This is a genomic window from Mesorhizobium sp. M0518 (assembly GCF_040321125.1).
Classification (GTDB): Bacteria; Pseudomonadota; Alphaproteobacteria; order Rhizobiales; family Rhizobiaceae; genus Mesorhizobium.
In genome coordinates, this window is the sequence record NZ_JAMYQY010000011.1 from 20,323 (window position 1) to 38,508 (window position 18,186).

Here is an 18,186-nt window from a genome sequence, read left to right on the forward strand (position 1 = left end):
AGGCGCGGTGGCGGCCTATTCCCCCGAAACGCCGCGGCTGATCGGGGAAATGAACGGCGTGCTCCATGTCCCGCCGACGAAGAACGACGACTGGTTGGGACCTTGCTGGCCGTTGGCCTGCGTTGCCGCCTGCTCAGGCTGAATGACGCCGCCGGACAAGGCCAGTCCGCGCCCGGCGTAGGACGCGATGCCGGACAGCCAGATCTTGTACTTCGCTGAATTGGCCTCGGCCTTGTCGATCCGCGCCACGCCCTTCGAAATGGTGGCCTTGATCTCGGCGCCGTCGATCGGCAATGTTCCGTCAGAGACATCGTCGAGCGCGAAGAAGCCGCCCTGTTCGGTATGTTTGAGGAAGGCCGGCAGGTTGAGCTTGCTCAACGCACCCGGCCCGAAGGTCGCCGAGACCGAGCCGTCGGCATTGTCGAAGATGGAATCCCAGGTTCTGCCCGGCCCCTTGAGGATCACCGAGACGGTGCCCGTGCCGACTGGCACCAGCCGCGTCATCCCTGCCGCCGTACCGAAAGCACCGCCGTCGATGTCGGACGCCAGAAGGCGGATTTCGACCTGCGAGCCTTCCGGCTTGCGATCGAAGCGAAGGCTGGTCTGGATGTTGCCGCCGAAGGCCGAGGCATCGGAGATGTCGAAGACGGACAGACCATCCTTGACCTGGGCGGTGGCGGCGACGTCGGCGAGCTGGATCGGCCCCGCCGTGGCGTGCGCTGCCGACAGCCTGAGATCGAGATTGATCTTGTCGGCGAAACTTGTGTCGATTTCGCCGGGCCCCGCCCCTCCGGTCGGCACCAGCGGGGTGAAGGCTGACAGAAACGATCTGAGGTCGAGCGTGTCGAAGGCGAGCGTGCCGGAGATTACCGGTTGTGCTTCACCAAGCGAGAGGTCCAGTGCACCCATCCCCGGATTGTTGTCGAGCGCAATCGCCGTGTTGTCGAACTTGACGCGCCCGCCGGTCGCGGTGATCTTGCTCGAAATGCTGACCGAGCCGATCGCCGCACCCGGAGCGATGCCGGCCTGCGACCATTCCAGGACACGCCGCAGCGAGGGTGCCGAGAACTTCGCCTGACCGTCGAAATAGGTATTTTCAGACATGCTGGCCGTGCCGTCGAACGAGAAGGTGGCGGGTGCCGCCTTGAAGGACAGCGTCAGCGGCGCCGTGCCGCCGGCAAACAGCACAAGCGGTCTGGCCGAGGCGACGTCCAGCGCGACGCTTTCGCCCCGCCAGATCCCTGTTGCCGACAGCGTCGCATTGCTGTTCATCGCCGCCCAATTCGCCTGACCGTTCAAACTGCTCAGGATCTCGACGTCCTTGCCGCCGATGGAGGCGACCATACGGCCGTCGCGAAACTCGACCGTGCCGAAGGTGTCGGTAGGCAGCTTGTCGAGGTCCGGCTTGGCGGGGTCGGCATTGACCACGCCGCGCGCCGTGTCGATGGAACGCGTGATGCGCCCGCCGGTGGGGACAGCGGGCAGGAAAAGGCCGGCAGGTGTGCGCTGGACCCGGATCGTCGGCCGCACCAGCCGCGCCGTCGAAAACACCACGTCGCCGCGTAGCGCCGCCATGGCGGAAAGATCGACCTCGACCCGTTCTGCCTCGACCACAGGCGGCGCCTCGGTGTCGGTCCATTGTGAAAGCGTCACATCGGTCAGGATTGCGCGGAATGTCGGCCAGACCTCGATGCGCGGCGAACCGTCGATGGCGACACGGAAGCCGCTCCACGCGCTCATTTCCCAGGCGATGCGGTCGCGCACGATACGGGTGGAGGCGATCAGCGGCAGGGCGGCAACGACCAGCGCGACGACGATCACGGCAGCGCCGATCGCCCATATTCCGCGCCGGATCATAGATGATGGCATATGGCCCCGTATGCTTCCATTCCGACAAATCGCCCGACGGGTGTAACCCCAGTCGTCACCACGACCCCCAGTCGTCACTACGACTGCAGTCGTGACCACACTTCCGGCCGCCACCACGACTTCAAGTTGTCACTACGACTTAGGGCTGAGGCATTTCAAGTCTTTATGGCCCGGCGATGGCATTTGCGCACATCTGGTCGCATCAGCCGAACAAAATCTTGCTCTGCTGCGCTGCGATATGCATAAGCGATGGCGACCGTGGAGGAACGATCATGGCTGCCGGACAACCGCTCTGGACCCCGACGCAAGACCAGATTGACGCAGCACCCTTGACCGCCCTCACCAAGGCCGCCGGAGTGAAAGCCGGCGTAGCGTTTTCCTCGTATTCGCAGCTTCACGCCTGGTCGGTCGAGGACCGTGAAGGGTTCTGGAGCCTGATCTGGGATTTCTGCGGCATCGTCGGCGACAAGGGCGATAACCTGCTCGTCGACGGCGACAAGATGCCCGGCGCTTCTTTCTTTCCCGATGCGACACTGAATTTCGCCGAGAATCTGCTGAAGAAGACCGGCTCAGGCGACGCAATCGTGTTTCGCGGCGAAGACAAGGTCGAGCGCCGGCTGTCCTGGAACGAGTTGCACGCGCTGACCTCGCGGCTGCAGCAGCTTTTCCTGTCGCTCAAGGTGAAGAAGGGCGACCGCATTGCCGCCATGATGCCCAACATGCCGGAGACCGTCGCCGCCATGCTGGCCGCCGCCTCGATCGGTGCCGTCTGGTCGTCCTGCTCTCCCGATTTCGGCGAGCAGGGCGTACTCGACAGGTTCGGCCAGATCGAGCCCGTCGTCTTCATCGCGCCGGATGGTTATTGGTACAATGGCAAGGCGATCGAAGTCGCCGACAAGATCGCCGCGGTCGCGGCCAAGCTCGGCACTGTCCGCAAGATCCTGGTCGTCGACTATCTCGGCACATCGAGCGATGTCGCCGGGACCATCGACAAGGCGGTAGCGCTGGAAGAGGCGCTGTCGCCCTTCGCCGGCAAGCCTGTCACTTTCGAGCCGCTGCCGTTTTCGCATCCGCTCTACATCCTGTTTTCGTCGGGAACGACCGGCATTCCCAAATGCATCGTCCATTCGGCCGGCGGCACGCTGATCCAGCATGTCAAGGAACACCGGCTGCATGCCGGTCTCACCGATGGCGACCGCTTCTTCTACTTCACCACCTGCGGCTGGATGATGTGGAACTGGCTGGTGTCGGGGCTCGCTTCGGGTGCCACGCTGCTGCTCTATGACGGTTCGCCCTTCTATCCCGACGGCAATGTGCTGTTCGATTTCGCCGATGCCGAGAAGATGACCTTTTTCGGCACCTCGGCCAAATTCATCGATTCTGTGCGCAAGGCTGGTCTCAAGCCGATCCGCACGCATGATCTGGCCACTGTGCGGGCAATCTCCTCCACCGGCTCGCCGCTGTCGCCGGAAGATTTTCGCTTCGTCTATGACGGCATCAAGAAGGACGTGCACCTGGCCTCGGTCTCCGGCGGCACCGACATCGTCTCCTGCTTCGTGCTCGGCGTGCCGACGCAGCCGGTCTGGACCGGCGAGATCCAGGGACCCGGCCTCGGCCTGGCAGTCGATGTCTGGGACGACGACGGCAGGCCGGTCCGGCAGGAAAAGGGTGAGCTGGTCTGCGCAAAAGCCTTTCCGGCTATGCCGATCGGCTTCTGGAACGACCCCGATGGCAAGAGGTACCGGGCGGCCTATTTTGAGCGCTTCGACAATGTCTGGTGTCATGGCGATTTCGCCGAATGGACCGAGCATGGCGGCCTCATCATCCATGGCCGCTCCGACGCCACGCTCAACCCGGGCGGGGTGAGGATCGGCACGGCGGAGATCTACAATCAGGTCGAGCAGATGCCTGAGATCCTGGAAGCATTGTGCATCGGACAGGACTTCGACAACGACGTGCGCGTCATCCTGTTCGTGCGGCTAGCCGCCGGCGTGCAGCTCGACGACGATCTGGAAAAACGCATCCGCGCTAAGATCCGCAGTGGCGCCAGTCCCCGCCATGTCCCGGCCAGGATCGTTGCCGTGTCGGATATTCCCCGCACCAAGTCGGGTAAGATCACCGAACTCGCGGTGCGCGATGTCGTGCATGGCCGCGCCATCAAGAACAAGGAGGCGCTCGCCAATCCAGAGGCGCTCGAGCTGTTCAAGAACCTGCCTCAGCTGGCCGAGTAATTGGCAGCCGGCATGGTTAACGAAATATCTCGCTAGAATTTACCTAGATTTCATGAGTGGTACACATTCGTAAATTTTCCGGCGCCCCGGTAAGGAGTTGTTAAGGTCCGGCGTCGATAGTCGCACGTAACTTGAGGGAGAAATCCCGTTCCTCAGCCCCGAGGATCCGAATTCGCTCAAGCCCCCGTTGTGACAGCAATCCCATCTCTTAAGGCGTCCTTTGGGCGCCTTTTCTTTTTATCGGGACCGTAGAGGGCTGACCTATTCCGCGAGCACACGGGTCGACGGAAAAGCCACCTCGACCAGGGTGCCTTCGCCCGGTGTCGAATTGATGGTGAACCGGGCACGGTTGGCTTCCACCATCGCTTTGGTCAACGGCAGTCCAAGCCCGGTCCCGTCGCCGCGTCCGCGCTTCAGGGCGTTGATCTGCTTGAACGGCTTCAGCGCCTGCTCGATCTCGGCATGGCTCATGCCGATGCCGGTGTCGCGCACCCGCATGACGACGTCGCCCGACGTCTCATAGGCGGTCGAGACGATCACCTGGCCGCCGGCCTGGGTGTAGCGGATGGCATTCGACAGGATGTTGAGCGCGATCTGGCGCACGCTGCGCAGGTCCGCCACCACTTCCGGCAGCCGCGAAGCGAAGCTGGAGCGGATGATGACCCGTTCGCGGTTGGCCTGCGGCTGCATCATCGCCACCGTTTCGGCCAGCGTGTCGTTGAGCGACACCGCCTCATAGGCCATCTCCTGCTGGCCAGCCTCGATCTTGGAGATGTCGAGCAGGTCGTTGACCAGGTCGAGCACATGATTGCCCGAGCGGTTGATGTCGCGCAGATAGTCGCGGTAGCGGTCGTTGGCGACAGGTCCGAATTTCTCGTCGACCATCAATTCCGAAAAACCGATGATGGCATTGAGCGGGGTGCGGATCTCGTGGCTGATGCGGGCCAGAAAATCGGTCTTCTGCGAGGACGCGCGCTCGGCCACCGCACGTGCCTGCGTCAAGTCCTCTTCGGCCCGCTTCCACTGCGTGATGTCGCGAACGACGGCGCAGAAGCCGCTGTCGTTGGGCAGCCGGCCGATGGTCATGAACAGCGGAATGAAGCGTCCTTGCGATTCGCGCCCGATCACCTCGCGGCCGTCGTTCATGACACTCGCCACGCCGGGCTCGGACAGCCCATTGAGATAGTCGCGTGCCGCGCGCTGGCTTTCAATCGCAAACAGCGAGGCGAACGGCTTGCCGGTCACATCGTCGCTGTCGAAGCCGAACAGCGCTTCAGCCGGCCGGCTGATCGATCGGATGGTGCCGTCACGGCCGATCAGCACGACGCCGTCGGTGGCGGTGTCGATAATGGTGCGCATCTCGGCGATGCGCACCTTGAGCTCGGAAATGTCCGGCTGCGTCTGCTCGTCGCCAACCACATGCAGGCTCGCCGGCGCATCATCCTCGCCGGAGCGTCGCACGACCAGCATCAGCGCCTTGCCGTCGCGCCAGGGGACAGAGCGCAAAATGGCCTCGATCGGGAATTCCTGTCCGTCACGTGTTTTCAACCGCAGCGCGCGATCGGTGCCGTCGGAAACGCCGTCATCGGCGTAGGGGTCGGCAAACAACGCGCCGAGGCCGCCGGCATCCGCCAGATCGTCAAGCGCCTCGTAGCCGGTCAGGCTGAGGAATTCCTCGTTCGCATAGTGCAACTGGTCTCCGGAATGGATGAGCAGCGGCACGGGCAGCTTGCCGAGCAGCGACGTGTCCGGAGCCTTGTGTTCATCTCCGGCGGAAAACGCCGACGGTACGAACCCTTCGGCCTTGAGCGGCGGCACCTGCAGGCGAGGGCGCTCGACGCGTATTTCCGCCGCGTCGCCGCCTGCATTGACGGTTTCCTCGGCAACCGCCTGCTCGTCGGGCGGCGCGGCTTCCTCGTCGGGCTGCGCCCAATCCTCACTGTCTTCGGCATCGCGAAAATCTGCTGACGTCATGCTGTCGTCATCGAGGCCATCATGTGTCGCGTCAGTGGCTTCAGGCTTTTCGCCGGGCGAAACGGCAGCGGTGTTCTCTGGTTCCGCCGCCACGGGGCCACGTTCGTCATCTTGGCCGGCATAGTCGAGCAACGAGCCCGTCACATTCATCCCAGGGGGGGCTTCACGAGCCGCTTCGTCCGCGTGACCGTCAAGCCGTACCAGATCCCGCTCGTCTTCGGCATCGACATCGGGTGGCTCGACCGGTTCGTTCTCTGGCCCTGACGCAGGGATGACGCCGCTGTGCATCGGGTCGTCGGACGGCTTGACCGGAGCCTCGGCCTCCGCTGTCGACGCCTCCGCAGTCTCAGCCTCAGGCGGCTCGACCGGAGCACTATCCTTCTTCAGCCGCTCGCCGATTTCGCGGAACGCGCTGCGTTCCAGGGTCGACAGACCCTTGTCATTGGCTGGCTGGCGGTGTTCGGCGAGCCGGATCACCTTGTCGGCAAAGCGCCGCTCCTGTTTCGGCACGATAGTCAACGCCGGCACCTCGCCCTTGAACGGATCCGATGCCTGCGTGTCCTCGGCCTTGGGCTCCTCAGCGTTCGGCTGTTCGGGTGCGGGTTGGATGGCTTGTGGTTCCGGCGTTGCCGGCGCCTGGCTATTGGGCACCAGCGCCATGCCGATGGCCTCCGGATCGACGACCGCGTCGCTGGCGCGGGCGACGCCGAAGCCGCGGAAACCCTCGAAGGCGCGGCTGCGGCCATAGACAGGCAGCGCCGCCAGGTCGACCGGTATCTTCAGATCGGTGCCGACGACCGGCCACAGCACGGAGCGCCCGGACCAGGTATCGCGCCGTTCGAGGAGCCCCGATATCTCGCCGGAGGGGTCGAGGCCGAATGTAGCGGCGACATCCCTGAAGCGGCGGCCTATCACGTCGGCCGCCGGCTTGCCAACGATGTCGGCGAATTCCGGCGACAGCGCGCTGAACTTGCCTTCGGCATCGGTGCGCCAGACGAAGCGCACCGGCGCCGCTGCGCTGTCTATCGCCGAGACGGTCGTCGGCGTGGCCGTGGACTGGACTTCCAGGGCGGCCGGCTCTTGAGGCGCTTCAGGTCCGGACGCGGCAGGTCGCGGCGCCTGTTGCCCTCCGTCTTCGCCGGCGTTGAAGTACCAATGGTCGTGCTGCGCGGGCATACGCTCTGCTGCCGGCTGATCGCCGTTGGCCGCCGTCGGCGCCTGTCCGATCGCATCGGCGATCCCATGCTGCTGCGATGCGGCGATGTCGCCGGCCGGCTGCGAGGCGCTCGGTTCGTCGGTCGGTGCCTCGCGACCCTGTTCCGGCTGGGAGGCCGCGTCGCCAGCAGGTGCCGTCTCGGCAATGGTTTGCGTAGGATGTTCGCCCGCAGGGGCGGTGTCGTCGAGCTGGTCCTCGTCAATCACCACCAGCAGATGCCGCTCCTCGGTCAATCTTGCCAGCCCCGCTGGATAGGAGGCCGTGCCGCCGGGGACAAGGCGCTTGACGATGCGGTCGCTCTCGGCTGCGACGTCGGCAACCAGTGCCGCCAGCGTCTCCGGCAGGATGCCCAGTGCCGAAAATCCTTCCGAGGCCGCCTCGACGCTGCCCCTGGCATCGACAAAGGCGATGAAATGACCATCCTCGGTGAAGCCGCTAATGGCGCGCGCGGCGATTTCGCTGGCATTGCGTGACCCGGTCTGAGCCGCCGGGACTGCCAGCATGATCGCCTTTTCGGCGTCCGGCATGGTCACCGCACTGGCCAGGAAGCCGACGGCGCGGCTGGTCATTCCGGTCGCCAGCCGCACCATGATGGCGCGGTCACTGCCAATCTCGGGAAATCCGCTGGTCGCCATGATCTGGCGCCTGGCGATCACGGGCAACTGCGCCGAGGCGCCGATGATCGCCTCGATGTCGGGATACCCGAACATCGCGGCTCCTGGCCCGTTGGCCCAGATCACCTGCTCCAGATCCGCCGACAGGATCGCGATCGCGTCGCCTGCCGCAAAGCGCTGGCGGACCGCGTCGAGCACGGCGACATCGAGGAAGGAGTATTCGGACGGCATGCGCTTGGCGGACCTCACGGAGCGGCGATTTTGCAGTTAACGCTTTGTTAATAAAAGCCGGAGGCGCGAAGGTCCACAAGCCAGAACGTGCAAAGGCCGGAATCTGGGCTCTTGGTTAACGGCCCAAAGAAATTTATGGTGCACTGCAACAAAGATATTGCAATGCACAAAATTTGCCTTTATATTGCCATCATACATGAACGAGACGGCTTTCTGTCAAAGCCGCTGCCGCTGAAAAGGATGGAAAATGTCCAGGACCAAGACCGCCGAGACGATCGAAAACGTTGAATTCCCGAGCTTCGACGCTTCCAAGGCCACCGACCAGATCCGCGCTTTCGCCGAAAAGGGCGTTGAGCAGTCGAAAGAGGCCTACGCCAAGCTGAAGACCGGCGCCGAGGAGACCCAGAAGGCTCTGGAGTCGACCTACGAGACCGCCAAGACCGTTTCCAACGACCTGTCGCTCAAGACCATCTCCGCTTTGCGTGCCAATGCCGAGGCCGGTTTTTCCCACCTCGAGGCCCTGATCGGCGCCAAGTCGCTGTCGGAAGTCGTCGAGCTGCAGACCGCCTTCCTGCGCAAGCGCGTCGAATCGACCGTCGAGCAGGCCAAGGACTTCCAGGCCGTTGCCTCCAAGGCGGCCGAGGACGTCTCCAAGCCGATCAAGACCGCCTTCGAGAAGGCGATGAAGGAAATCAAGGTTGCCTAACATTTGCGCATGATCGGAAGATGCAACAAAAGGTCGCATTTTCTTAAAAACGATCGGGTGTATGATGGCAGCCATCAAGGAATACCCGGTGAGTGGAACCTCCTCCCTCTGCTCCCCGGGGTGACCAGCCAGCACCTCCTCCCGCTGGCTCGTAACAGGAAAAGGCCGGCACCTCCTCCCGCCGGCCTTTTTCTTTGTCCGGCGCCTGGTCTTCTTGCCAGGCAAATGCCGCGTCGATGTGGGGAAGTGACCTTTGCTTTCCAAAAGCCTTGAATTAGAATCCATAAGCCCGTAAGGACGCATCGCCGAACGACAGAGCGGGCGGATGAGTTTCTGTTTCGATCCGCTCGGGCAACGTGCCGTTGTAGCTCAGATGGTTAGAGCGCCGGATTGTGGATCCGGAGGTCGCTGGTTCGATCCCAGCCAACGGTACCATCGGTTTTCCAGTAAGTAATTGAATTTATTGTAAAAGTTTACCTTTGGGACATAATTTGTATCACAGTAGGTCTCACAATGTGTATCACAAATAGGAACTGGGTGCGCTCGGAAGCGACGCGAAGTGATTGATACCAAAAAGCTTTTTTGCGACACGCGATGATCATTGTCGGAAACCGCAGGATTCTTGGCGAAGAAAATCGAACCGGAAAGGCTTCGGTGGACCGCTTCCCGTCCACCGTGGGAGCCGATGGATGGCATCAGGCGCACCCGTCGTTGGATTGGGACTTGGCGGGTGCGTCGGATCCAGACAGCCATGCCGGCGCCGTTTGACACTCATTGCGGATGGCTCGGCTCTGAGGTAATTTAGATCCTGATCGGATGGGAAAGTGCCTGCTGTCGCGACGGTTTTTTGTTTTCTGTTCCTGTCTCGGCTGATTGTGAGCTCTTTAACAGCCTTGATACCGCAACCTTGGGGGCTTGTGGTCATCAGGTAGCGACGGTGGAAACAGGCCATGCTCCGACTTTGCGGATTCATCGCGGTCTTCTTCGTAGCGGCCCTTACGACCTTCGATGCGTCGGCCGATCGACGGGTCGCCCTGGTGATCGGCAATTCCGACTACCGGCAATTCCCGGCGCTGAAGAACCCGGTCAAGGATGCCGAGGACGTCTCCAAGACGTTTCGACTGGCAGGGTTCGAAGTTTTCGTTGCAAGCAATCTCACCAAGCTGCAGTTCGAAGAGCAGTTCCGCAATTATCTTGCCGCGATCGATGGCGCCGACCTCGCCGTCGTCTACTATTCCGGTCACGGTTTCCAGATCGGCGGCGAAAACTTCCTGATTCCCGTCGATGCCTCGTTGAAGCAGGCGGCGGACATCGAGGTCCAGGCCATCAAGCTCAACGATGTCCTGGAACAGATGCGTTCGAAATCGAAGATCCAGGTGATCGTCCTCGATGCCTGCCGCAACAATCCGTTCCCGCGCAAGAATTACTGGCTGAGAGACCAGCTTATCACCTCCGGCAACGCCGGGCTCGCGCAGGTCAGAAGCTCGCTGAACACGCTCATTGCCTTTGCCACCGAGCCTGGGGCGGCGGCCTATGACGGCAGCGGCGACCTCAGTCCGTTTTCGGCGGCGTTTTCCCGTCGCGCGCTGGCCCCGAACCAGGAGATCCGCACGGTCATGGCGGCGGTGCGCCGGGATGTGGTGGAGGCAACAAAAGGCCTGCAGGTTCCCTGGGAGAACTCGTCGCTGATCGACGAAGTGGTGCTGATGCGCCGCAGCAACCGCCCCTCGCTGCCGCCGGTGCTGGAGAAAATCGTGTTGTCGGGAGTGGGCCCAGTCGATCTCGGCCTGCCGGAACCGGTCGATGTCGACGGCGGAACGATCACCGTGAGCATCGAGAGACCACCTGCTCTCGGCCGCCTCATGCTGGACGGCGAACCTGTCGAGGTTGGCGAACCGATCCAGGGCAAGGACCTGCCGCGTTTGCAGATGGATGTGCCCAAGGGGGTCGACGCGCAGGACGAGGTGGATATGCTGGCCTACGCCACGCATGACAATTGGGGCGGTCAAAGCCAGGGCATCCTGGTGTTCCGGGTCAAAAGCGGCGAAGGCGCCCATGGCGAACAGGTCATGGCCTCGCTCGCGGCCGAGCAAAAGCAACAGGTGGTGGAGCGCGGCATTCATATCACAGGTGCCGCCGAGGCGATCGAAAACCGTGACATTGATGTTCCCGTTGGCGTGGGCCCGGTTGCGCTTAACCTGGATTTCCCGACCGACGATCCCGCGGTCAGTCTCAAAGTTTCGGCATATCCCGCGACAGGAACCCTTTCGCTCCCCGACAGAACCCTGTCACCTCAGTCCAGCCTGATGGCCGCTGAAGTCGACCGCCTGCGCTACGAACCTCAGATCGGCGTAGCCGCGCCGGTCGAGGTCGGCTTCGAAATCCGTGCGGACAGCAGTTCGTCCAAGCCCGCCACGATGAAACTGTCGCCAACCGTCGATCCGTGCGACTCCGCCGCCGGCGAGCCTCTGGACCTGCAAGGCGTCGTTCCCGGCCTGCTGCCGAACGAAATCGGCGCCGGCGCCGTGGAGGTTTGCGAAGCCGCTGTGAAGGCTTATCCCGATGTCCCACGCTTCCGCTACGAACTGGGGCGCGCGCTGCTCGCAACTGGCAAGGTCGAGGAAGCGAAGACAGCCATCGAGGAGGCCGCCAAGAAGGGACATGTGCGTGCTGTGTTCGAACTCGGCTACATGTATGCGACGGGAACCGGTCTGGTCATCGACCGCACGCAGGCCAACGCGCTTTACGCCGCGGCATCCGACAAGGGCGATCCCTACGGCATGACGTCGTGGGGCCGCGCCTTGTTCAATGGCTATGGCGTCAAGCCTGATACCGCCAAAGGTCTGGACCTGCTGCTCAAGGCGGCCGCGATGGGGCACACCTATGCCATGAACGATCTCGCCGCGATCTTCACGGAAGGCCGCAACGGCGTGACCGCCGACCCGGCCCGTGCAGTTGCCTTCCTGGAGGCCGGCGTCCAGCGACAGGACATGTATTCTATGAACCTTCTCGGCCGTAACTACCTGGCCGGCGTGGGTGTCGAAAAGGACCCCAAGCAGGCGCAGGGGCTATTCCAGAAGGCTATGGATCTAGGCCAGCCCTACGCTCCGGCCAGCCTTGCGCGCATGTACCGGGATGGCGTTGGTGTCGAGCAAAACCTCGACGAAGCGCAAAGACTGTTCGAGTTGGCCACGGCACGCGGCGATCAGTCCGGCGCATATGATCGCGCAGCGCTCGAAATGCAGAAGGGCGCCAATGCCGACCAGACGATAGCGGTGCGCTATCTGGCCTTTGCGGTCGCGCTTGATCTTCGCAAGGAATTGCCGGGTGCCCAGACGACGCTGACGAAATTCGAAGTGAAGACGAAAACGGCCGCGCTCAAGCAATTGCGTGGCGAACTCAAGTCGAAGATCCCGGCGAAGGGCTCGCTTGACGACCAACTGGTCAATGCGGCCAGAGCGGTCTGGGAGCAAGCCAATCCGCGTCGGGACTTGTTTTGATCAGTGAGGAGGCAATCGTGGGCAGGGCAGTGAAGCAGGCATTGATCGCCACAGTTCTATCCGGCGCTCTGGTGGCAGTAGCGGGCTGCATGTCCGTTGCGCCCGCGCCCAAGGCCGAACCGACGGTGACGACGACAAAGCACAGGCCGAAGCTCATTCGCACGACGACCACGCCAAAGATCACCAGGCAGAAGAAGGCTATCGCCAAGAAACTCGTCGAACCGACTGAGGAAACCGCACCTGTCGTCGTTCCACCTTTGGGCGGCGGCAATGGCGGCACCGGTGGCACTGGTGGCGGAGGCGGCGGCTGGGGATAATGCTAACAGCAGGTCAGGGTTTCGCGGCACCGCTCGCCGAGGCCGCCTGCCACCATTTGACACGCCAACTCTGCCCCCGGACCTTGACCGGAAGACCGGCTGCAACTGCTCGCCAACCAGCCGCAAGTGCTCTATGCTCTCGCCAGGTGTCGTGTCGATACGGTGGTCCTGGTCAGGGGGCGTTCCATGTTCGAAGTCGTCGCATTCTGGTGGAAGACGAGGCTGAAAGGCCCCGCCACACGAGGTCTTGGCCTGATCGTCGCGCTTTCCGGCTTGCTGCTACTCGCATCGCAAGCCGCCAACGCAGCGCCGAACTGGACGCTTGATCCCACGGCTTCGGTGATCACCTACCAGTCGGTGAAGAAAAACACGATCGTCGAGACAAACAAGATCAGGAACATCACCGGCACGCTCAGCTCGGCGGGTGATGCCAAGGTCACCTTCGACCTCAATTCGGTCGATACCGGCGTCGACCTGCGCAATGTCCGCATGCGCTTCCTGTTTTTCGAGACATTCAAATACCCGACGGCCGAGCTGACGGCCAATGTGGATCCCGCCGCATTCGCCGATCTCGCGACAAAACGCAGGGTGAAGTCGACGCTGCCTTTCCGTCTCAATCTGCACGGCGTCGACAAGGACCTCGAGGCCAGCATCGTCGTCACCATGATCAGTGACGACATGGTCTCCGTTGCTTCGGAAGCTCCCGTCGCGGTTCACGTGGAGGATTTCGGCTTGCTGCCGAACGTGGACAAACTCCAGCAGGCGGCCAACGTCACCAACATCGTGCCCACCGCGTCGGTGTCGTTCGATTTCGTCTTCACCGCCGACGGCAGCAAGCCCGCTGCAACCCAGACCGCCGCGGCGAGTTCGACCGATGTAGGTCCCGTTGCCACCGACGCCGCCAAGGCGAACTTCAGCGATGAGGAATGCTTGAACAGGTTTGCCGTGCTCTCACGCACCGGCGCCATCTACTTCCGGCCGGCCAGCGCGCGGCTCGATGCGAAAAGCCGCCCATTGCTGACGGAGGTCGAAGGTGTCGTTGGCAAATGCCCAAGCCTGAAGGTCGAGATCTCCGGCTATACCGATTCCGATGGATCGCCGGACGCAAACAAGCAGTTGTCGGAGCGGCGCGCCCACGCGGTTGCCGACGCCTTGATTGCCGAGGGTATTCCGCGCAATCAGGTCAGCGCCGCCGGCTATGGCGAGGAGCGGCCGGTTGCCGCCAACGATACGCCGAAGAACAAGGCGCTCAATCGGCGGATCGAGTTTTCCGCCACCAAGCCCGTGAACTGAGGTTCCGGTGAGGTCCGATCTGATCGCCTGTTGCGGTGGCCTCTTTCGTGCCGCCGGGCTTGCCGCGCTTGCCTTGCTTTTGACTGTAACAGCCGCCAGTGCCGAGCGCCGCATCGCGCTGGTTCTGGGCAATTCCCAGTACCAGCACGCGGCGCCGCTCGCCAATCCGGTGCGCGACGCCCAGGCCATGGCCGAACGCTTGAAGAAACTCGATTTTGAGGTCGTTTCCGGCTTCGACCTGACCAAGCTGCAGACACAGGCGACGATCGTGCAGTTCGCGAAACAGGTGCGCGGTGCCGACATCGCGCTGTTTTTCTATGCCGGCCACGGCCTGCAGGTTGCGGGCAAGAACTATCTGCTTCCAGTCGACGCTGCGCTGGAAGATGAAACCTCCGTCGACTTCGAAGCCGTGTCGGTTGATTTCGTTTTGCGCCAGATGTCGCGAGAGACCAGCATCAGTCTGGTGTTTCTCGACGCTTGCCGCGACAATCCCCTCGCCGAGGTGCTGGCCAAGACCGCGGGCGTCAACGGCGCCAGCAGCGGCCTTGCCGAGATCCCGGTAGAGAATGGTGGCACCGGCACGCTCGTCGCTTTCGCCGCCAGTCCCAATCAACTTGCCTATGACGGGTCGGGCGAACATTCGCCTTTCACCTCGGCGCTCCTCAAGCGTATCGGCGAATCCAACGTCTCCATCACCGACGCCATGAACAGGGTCACCAGCGACGTCTTCAAGGCAACCTCCGGCAAGCAGCGTCCCTGGATCAACGTTTCGCTGAAAACGGATGTCGTTCTGCACAAGGTCGATCTCAATGCGCCGTTGATCGTGGGCGAGGCGAGCGCACCTCCAACCGAAGGCGGCTCCGACGCAAGCAACACCGGCGCTGCAGGCGCATCAGGCCAAAGTGACGACCAGCTTGCGCTCGATGTGCTGCGTCAGAAGATCCCCAGGCTGGCTTCGGACGATCCGATCTTTTTCGACCATCCGATCGATTTCGGTGATCCGGCAATCGATGGCAAGAGCATCGCCCAGCTGATCAAGGGCAAACCCCTGTTCAGCCCGGTGGAGGGATTGGACAAGTCGGTATGGGAGGACAAACATTGCGACGGCTGCCATGAATGGGACGAGGCACGGCTATGCGAACAGGCGAAAAATTTCGCCACCAACGATGCTTCTGTTTTGCGCCTGCAACATCCACTTGGAACGCGCTTCAAGGTGGCGCTTGCCAAATGGGCTCAAGGTGGCTGCAAGTAAGCATCCGCCGATTGGCGCAGGGCCTCGATCTCGGCCATCTGGATGCCCATTTCGACAAACGCGGAAAGAACGGCAAAGCGGTCCACCAGTGCGACACGCGCCAGCCCGGCCAGAACACCCGCATTGATTGCATGGGCGGCAGGAAACGGCTGCAAGGCCGATGGTGCTTCTGCGCCGACAACAGATCCGACAATAAAGGAACCATTGTCACGCCATCCCGCCGCCCGGGCAATCCAGGCTCCCGGCGTTGTTGGCGGCGTTGCCTCTGCCTGGCTCACCGCGGGGCGATGGCTGTCCGGTTCACCGACCCAGTCGCGAACATAGGCGAGCAACTCGTGATCAGTTCCATCGAGCAACTCGCTCAGATGGCTCAGGCATTCATGCGCCCACCAGACCGCAGCCCGGTCGGGAAGCAGGTAGGCACAGAACGTGATCGCCTCTTCGGGAACGCGCCCGGCGAGCAGGTCGCGGCAAAACTCGATCGATTGCTGTTCGGTTGGAAGGGCTCTCATGTCCCGGGCAATAGCGGGACAAGCCATGAAGAGATCCTGTGCCGTTTTGAATCGGAGCTCATTGGCCATGACCGCCACGCCTTCATCGAGAAGCTCCAACCACTCAAGCCCCAGGCGCGGCGCGGGTCAAGTCTCAACCGGTGACGCTGCAACAACTGCCGGCACCGCCGCATCCCCTGGCGTTTATCGACAGACAATTGCCCCGGAATTTGGTATGATCACCACCATCGAAATCGGATGCTCAAATAGGAGTAACCGCTATGCAGTGGGGCAGTTCAGCCTTGGTGTTGGCAGTCGTGTTTTTCTCGACTCACGCTTCCGCCGACCCTGTTCAGAAATCAGAAGACATCGTGAAGTTTTTTGCCGGCGCCGCCGACCTCGGCAAGTCGCGAGGAATTTGTGTAGGAACCGAGGAAGAGTGCAAGAGCAAGACCAAGGCAAAAGACGCGCCGGCCGAAAAATCCAGCCTCGATATGCTGATCAATTTCGGGTTGGATTCGGCCGAACTCGACGCGACAGCGCGCAGTGAACTCGACGAGTTCGCCAAGGCCCTGAAGGACAGGCGGCTGAGCACATTCAACTTCGTTGTCGAAGGCTACACCGATGCCACCGGCACGGTCCACTACAACGAGGGCCTGTCGCAACGGCGAGCGCAATCGGTGGCAGCCTTCCTGACGGCCAATGGTGTCGAGGCCGCCCGCATCAACCCGATCGGCATGGGCGAAAAGAATCCGCGCAGCCCCAACCCGTACGATCCGGCTAACCGCCGCGTGGAAATGCGGATAAAGACGCAATAGCACCTACCGCGTGCCACTGTTCCAGGAACGCCGGCGGTCAGTTCTTGAGCACGCCGCCCACAGCCACACCGGTGCCGAAGATCAGCGCCTTGGTGAGGAAGTCGTTGTTATCCCGGGGCGGCGGAAGATCATCATCCTGCCGCACCACTGTGTCCCGGTTGCGCCGCTTCTGAACGACCTGCTGTTGTTTGCGGGGTTTCTGTGCCACCGGTCTCTGCGTGCGGACCTTCTTTACCACCTGTTTTTTCGGCTGCGTCGCACGGGCCTGATCGGCAGCATATCTGGCGCGCACGGTTTCCATCATCGGATCAGTCTGGATCACGAGGAATGCAAGTTGCTCGCGTGTCAGATAGCTGGTCTGCGGCAGGCCGTTCTCCACCTGCCAGATACCGATCGCCTGGCGGGTCTGTGGGCCTATGTTTCCGTCGACGCGGCCAAGCTCGTTGCCCAACGCTTCGATGCGCAATTGCAAGTCGATGCGACCCTGGCGGTCGAGGCCAATGGCATTTTCCGTCAACTCGGTGCCCGGTGTTTGCTTCACCTCGTCGGGGACGCCGACCGAGGTGCGCACTGCGGAGCCGGAACTGGCGTTCGCCTGGTCCGTATCGAGTGCCGCGACCTGCCGGTTCTGGGCTTCCGGGTCGTTCAATTCGTCGATGTTCAGCCGCGCCACCGTGGCGAAGCGGCCGTTTGGGAACTGCTCGAGATAGGCCTCGTAGAACGGCACCGAGTTGCGCTTGGAGGCTTCATCCCAGAGCCGCTGCTCGACTTCCCAGGAAGGCGGGTCACCAACCACCAGCGTGGGGGCGGTTGCCGCCCCGGCATTGGCAGGCTGTGCTTCAGGCGCCGCCACGACAACGGGTTTTCCAATGAAGACCTCGCGCCCCAGCGACGCGTTGTGCCAAGGCCTCTGGCGACCTTGCGTCGTCTCGGTCACTTCGCCGCGCACGCGCGTCAGCGCGCTCTGGATCTCAATGCCGGGTTCGGTCAGGTGCCTGGCGAGCGCCGTGGAGTAAGGGCTGTTGACGCCGTTGCCGTCGAAAGCGATGGCGCCCGGATCCGTTGCATAGGCGATCAGGATGCCGCCCGTGCCTACGCCGTCCGATCTTGCTTCGATCGGTGCCAGACCGGACCCCAACGAACGCGACTTCGGCAGCGAGGCGGCCAACGTCCTGGCGAGTGGATTGTCGCGGCAGGCATCGAGTATGATGACGCCGACCGCCGGATCAGGCGGCAGCGCCGCCAGGAAGTCTTCGACCTGAATGGTGCGGGTCTTGAGATAGGCCGGCGACGTCAACTCGGCGTCGACCGGTATCAGGAAATTCTTGCCGTCGACCTGCATGCCGTGCCCGGCATAAAAGATGACGGCGAGGTCGGCATCGTAAGACTGCTCTGTGAACCGGCTGATGAGGCTGTGCATGCCGGCATTGTCCTGATCCATCCCCTCGATCACCTCGAAGCCGGCATTGCGCAGCGTGGAGGCGATGAGGTGCGCGTCGTTGGCGGGGTTGGGCAAAGCGACAGCATGAACATACTTGCTGTTGCCGATGACCAGTGCGACGCGCTTGGCGTCGGGCGCGGCTGCCTCAGCGCTGAACGCGGCAAGGATAAAAAGGAGAAATCCGCTCAGAAATACGATGAACGCTTTCATGGACCAGCCCTCCGCCCAGCAGG

Annotated in this window: 11 protein-coding genes and 1 tRNA gene; 8 read left to right on the forward strand and 4 right to left on the reverse strand. The window is 62.5% G+C overall.

What is annotated here, in order from left to right:
• Positions 1-15 precede the first annotated feature (15 nt).
• Positions 16-1,869, reverse strand: a complete 1,854-nt coding sequence (locus NKI66_RS17375) for an AsmA family protein (protein ID WP_023809175.1) — start codon at positions 1,867-1,869, stop codon at positions 16-18.
• A gap of 272 nt (positions 1,870-2,141) precedes the next feature.
• On the opposite strand from NKI66_RS17375, the gene NKI66_RS17380 reads away from it, so the two are divergent.
• On the forward strand, positions 2,142-4,100 hold the full coding sequence (locus tag NKI66_RS17380) for an acetoacetate--CoA ligase (RefSeq protein ID WP_128302645.1): 1,959 nt from the start codon (positions 2,142-2,144) through the stop codon (positions 4,098-4,100).
• Positions 4,101-4,361: 261 nt separating this feature from the next.
• Here NKI66_RS17380 and NKI66_RS17385 read toward each other — a convergent pair whose 3' ends face one another.
• Positions 4,362-8,135 carry a PAS domain S-box protein gene (locus NKI66_RS17385; RefSeq protein WP_023809173.1) on the reverse strand — a complete coding sequence of 1,258 codons (3,774 nt, stop codon included), beginning with the start codon at positions 8,133-8,135 and terminating at the stop codon, positions 4,362-4,364.
• A gap of 247 nt (positions 8,136-8,382) precedes the next feature.
• Here NKI66_RS17385 and NKI66_RS17390 point away from each other — a divergent pair, with 247 nt between their 5' ends.
• From NKI66_RS17390 to NKI66_RS17415, 6 genes are all read left to right on the forward strand, one after another.
• Positions 8,383-8,841, forward strand: a complete 459-nt coding sequence (locus NKI66_RS17390; RefSeq protein WP_013530255.1) for a phasin — start codon at positions 8,383-8,385, stop codon at positions 8,839-8,841.
• 358 nt (positions 8,842-9,199) lie between these two features.
• Positions 9,200-9,276 (forward strand) — tRNA-His (locus NKI66_RS17395).
• A gap of 515 nt (positions 9,277-9,791) precedes the next feature.
• Positions 9,792-12,341, forward strand: a complete 2,550-nt coding sequence (locus NKI66_RS17400) for a caspase family protein (protein ID WP_023809172.1) — start codon at positions 9,792-9,794, stop codon at positions 12,339-12,341.
• A gap of 17 nt (positions 12,342-12,358) precedes the next feature.
• Positions 12,359-12,658 (forward strand): hypothetical protein, encoded by a 300-nt coding sequence (locus tag NKI66_RS17405; RefSeq protein ID WP_245273064.1) that lies wholly within the window; start codon positions 12,359-12,361, stop codon positions 12,656-12,658.
• A 186-nt stretch (positions 12,659-12,844) separates the two neighbouring features.
• Positions 12,845-13,951: an OmpA family protein gene (locus NKI66_RS17410; RefSeq protein ID WP_023809170.1), complete on the forward strand. Its 1,107-nt coding sequence runs from the start codon at positions 12,845-12,847 to the stop codon at positions 13,949-13,951.
• A gap of 7 nt (positions 13,952-13,958) precedes the next feature.
• Positions 13,959-15,203 carry a caspase family protein gene (locus tag NKI66_RS17415; protein WP_023809169.1) on the forward strand — a complete coding sequence of 415 codons (1,245 nt, stop codon included), beginning with the start codon at positions 13,959-13,961 and terminating at the stop codon, positions 15,201-15,203.
• On the opposite strand, the gene NKI66_RS17420 is transcribed toward NKI66_RS17415, so the two are convergent.
• Positions 15,185-15,814: a DUF6931 family protein gene (locus tag NKI66_RS17420; RefSeq protein ID WP_245273063.1), complete on the reverse strand. Its 630-nt coding sequence runs from the start codon at positions 15,812-15,814 to the stop codon at positions 15,185-15,187. The two genes, NKI66_RS17415 and NKI66_RS17420, sit on opposite strands and share 19 nt — an antisense overlap.
• A gap of 161 nt (positions 15,815-15,975) precedes the next feature.
• Between NKI66_RS17420 and NKI66_RS17425 the strand changes: the two genes are divergently transcribed.
• Positions 15,976-16,512: an OmpA family protein gene (locus NKI66_RS17425; RefSeq protein WP_127321072.1), complete on the forward strand. Its 537-nt coding sequence runs from the start codon at positions 15,976-15,978 to the stop codon at positions 16,510-16,512.
• A gap of 37 nt (positions 16,513-16,549) precedes the next feature.
• Here the strand turns inward: NKI66_RS17425 and NKI66_RS17430 are convergent, their stop codons facing one another.
• Positions 16,550-18,163, reverse strand: coding sequence for a caspase family protein (locus tag NKI66_RS17430; RefSeq protein ID WP_023809167.1), 1,614 nt, complete (start codon positions 18,161-18,163; stop codon positions 16,550-16,552).
• Positions 18,164-18,186: the final 23 nt, after the last annotated feature.

Excerpts from the sequence above, each read along its gene's own strand:
- NKI66_RS17390 (WP_013530255.1), top strand. The coding sequence starts at position 8,383 with ATGTCCAGGACCAAGACCGCCGAGACGATCGAAAACGTTGAATTCCCG.
- NKI66_RS17380 (WP_128302645.1), top strand. The coding sequence starts at position 2,142 with ATGGCTGCCGGACAACCGCTCTGGACCCCGACGCAAGACCAGATTGAC.
- NKI66_RS17400 (WP_023809172.1), top strand. The coding sequence starts at position 9,792 with ATGCTCCGACTTTGCGGATTCATCGCGGTCTTCTTCGTAGCGGCCCTT.
- NKI66_RS17385 (WP_023809173.1), bottom strand. The coding sequence starts at position 8,135 with ATGCCGTCCGAATACTCCTTCCTCGATGTCGCCGTGCTCGACGCGGTC.
- NKI66_RS17430 (WP_023809167.1), bottom strand. The coding sequence starts at position 18,163 with ATGAAAGCGTTCATCGTATTTCTGAGCGGATTTCTCCTTTTTATCCTT.
- NKI66_RS17375 (WP_023809175.1), bottom strand. The coding sequence starts at position 1,869 with ATGCCATCATCTATGATCCGGCGCGGAATATGGGCGATCGGCGCTGCC.
- NKI66_RS17425 (WP_127321072.1), top strand. The coding sequence starts at position 15,976 with ATGCAGTGGGGCAGTTCAGCCTTGGTGTTGGCAGTCGTGTTTTTCTCG.
- NKI66_RS17410 (WP_023809170.1), top strand. The coding sequence starts at position 12,845 with ATGTTCGAAGTCGTCGCATTCTGGTGGAAGACGAGGCTGAAAGGCCCC.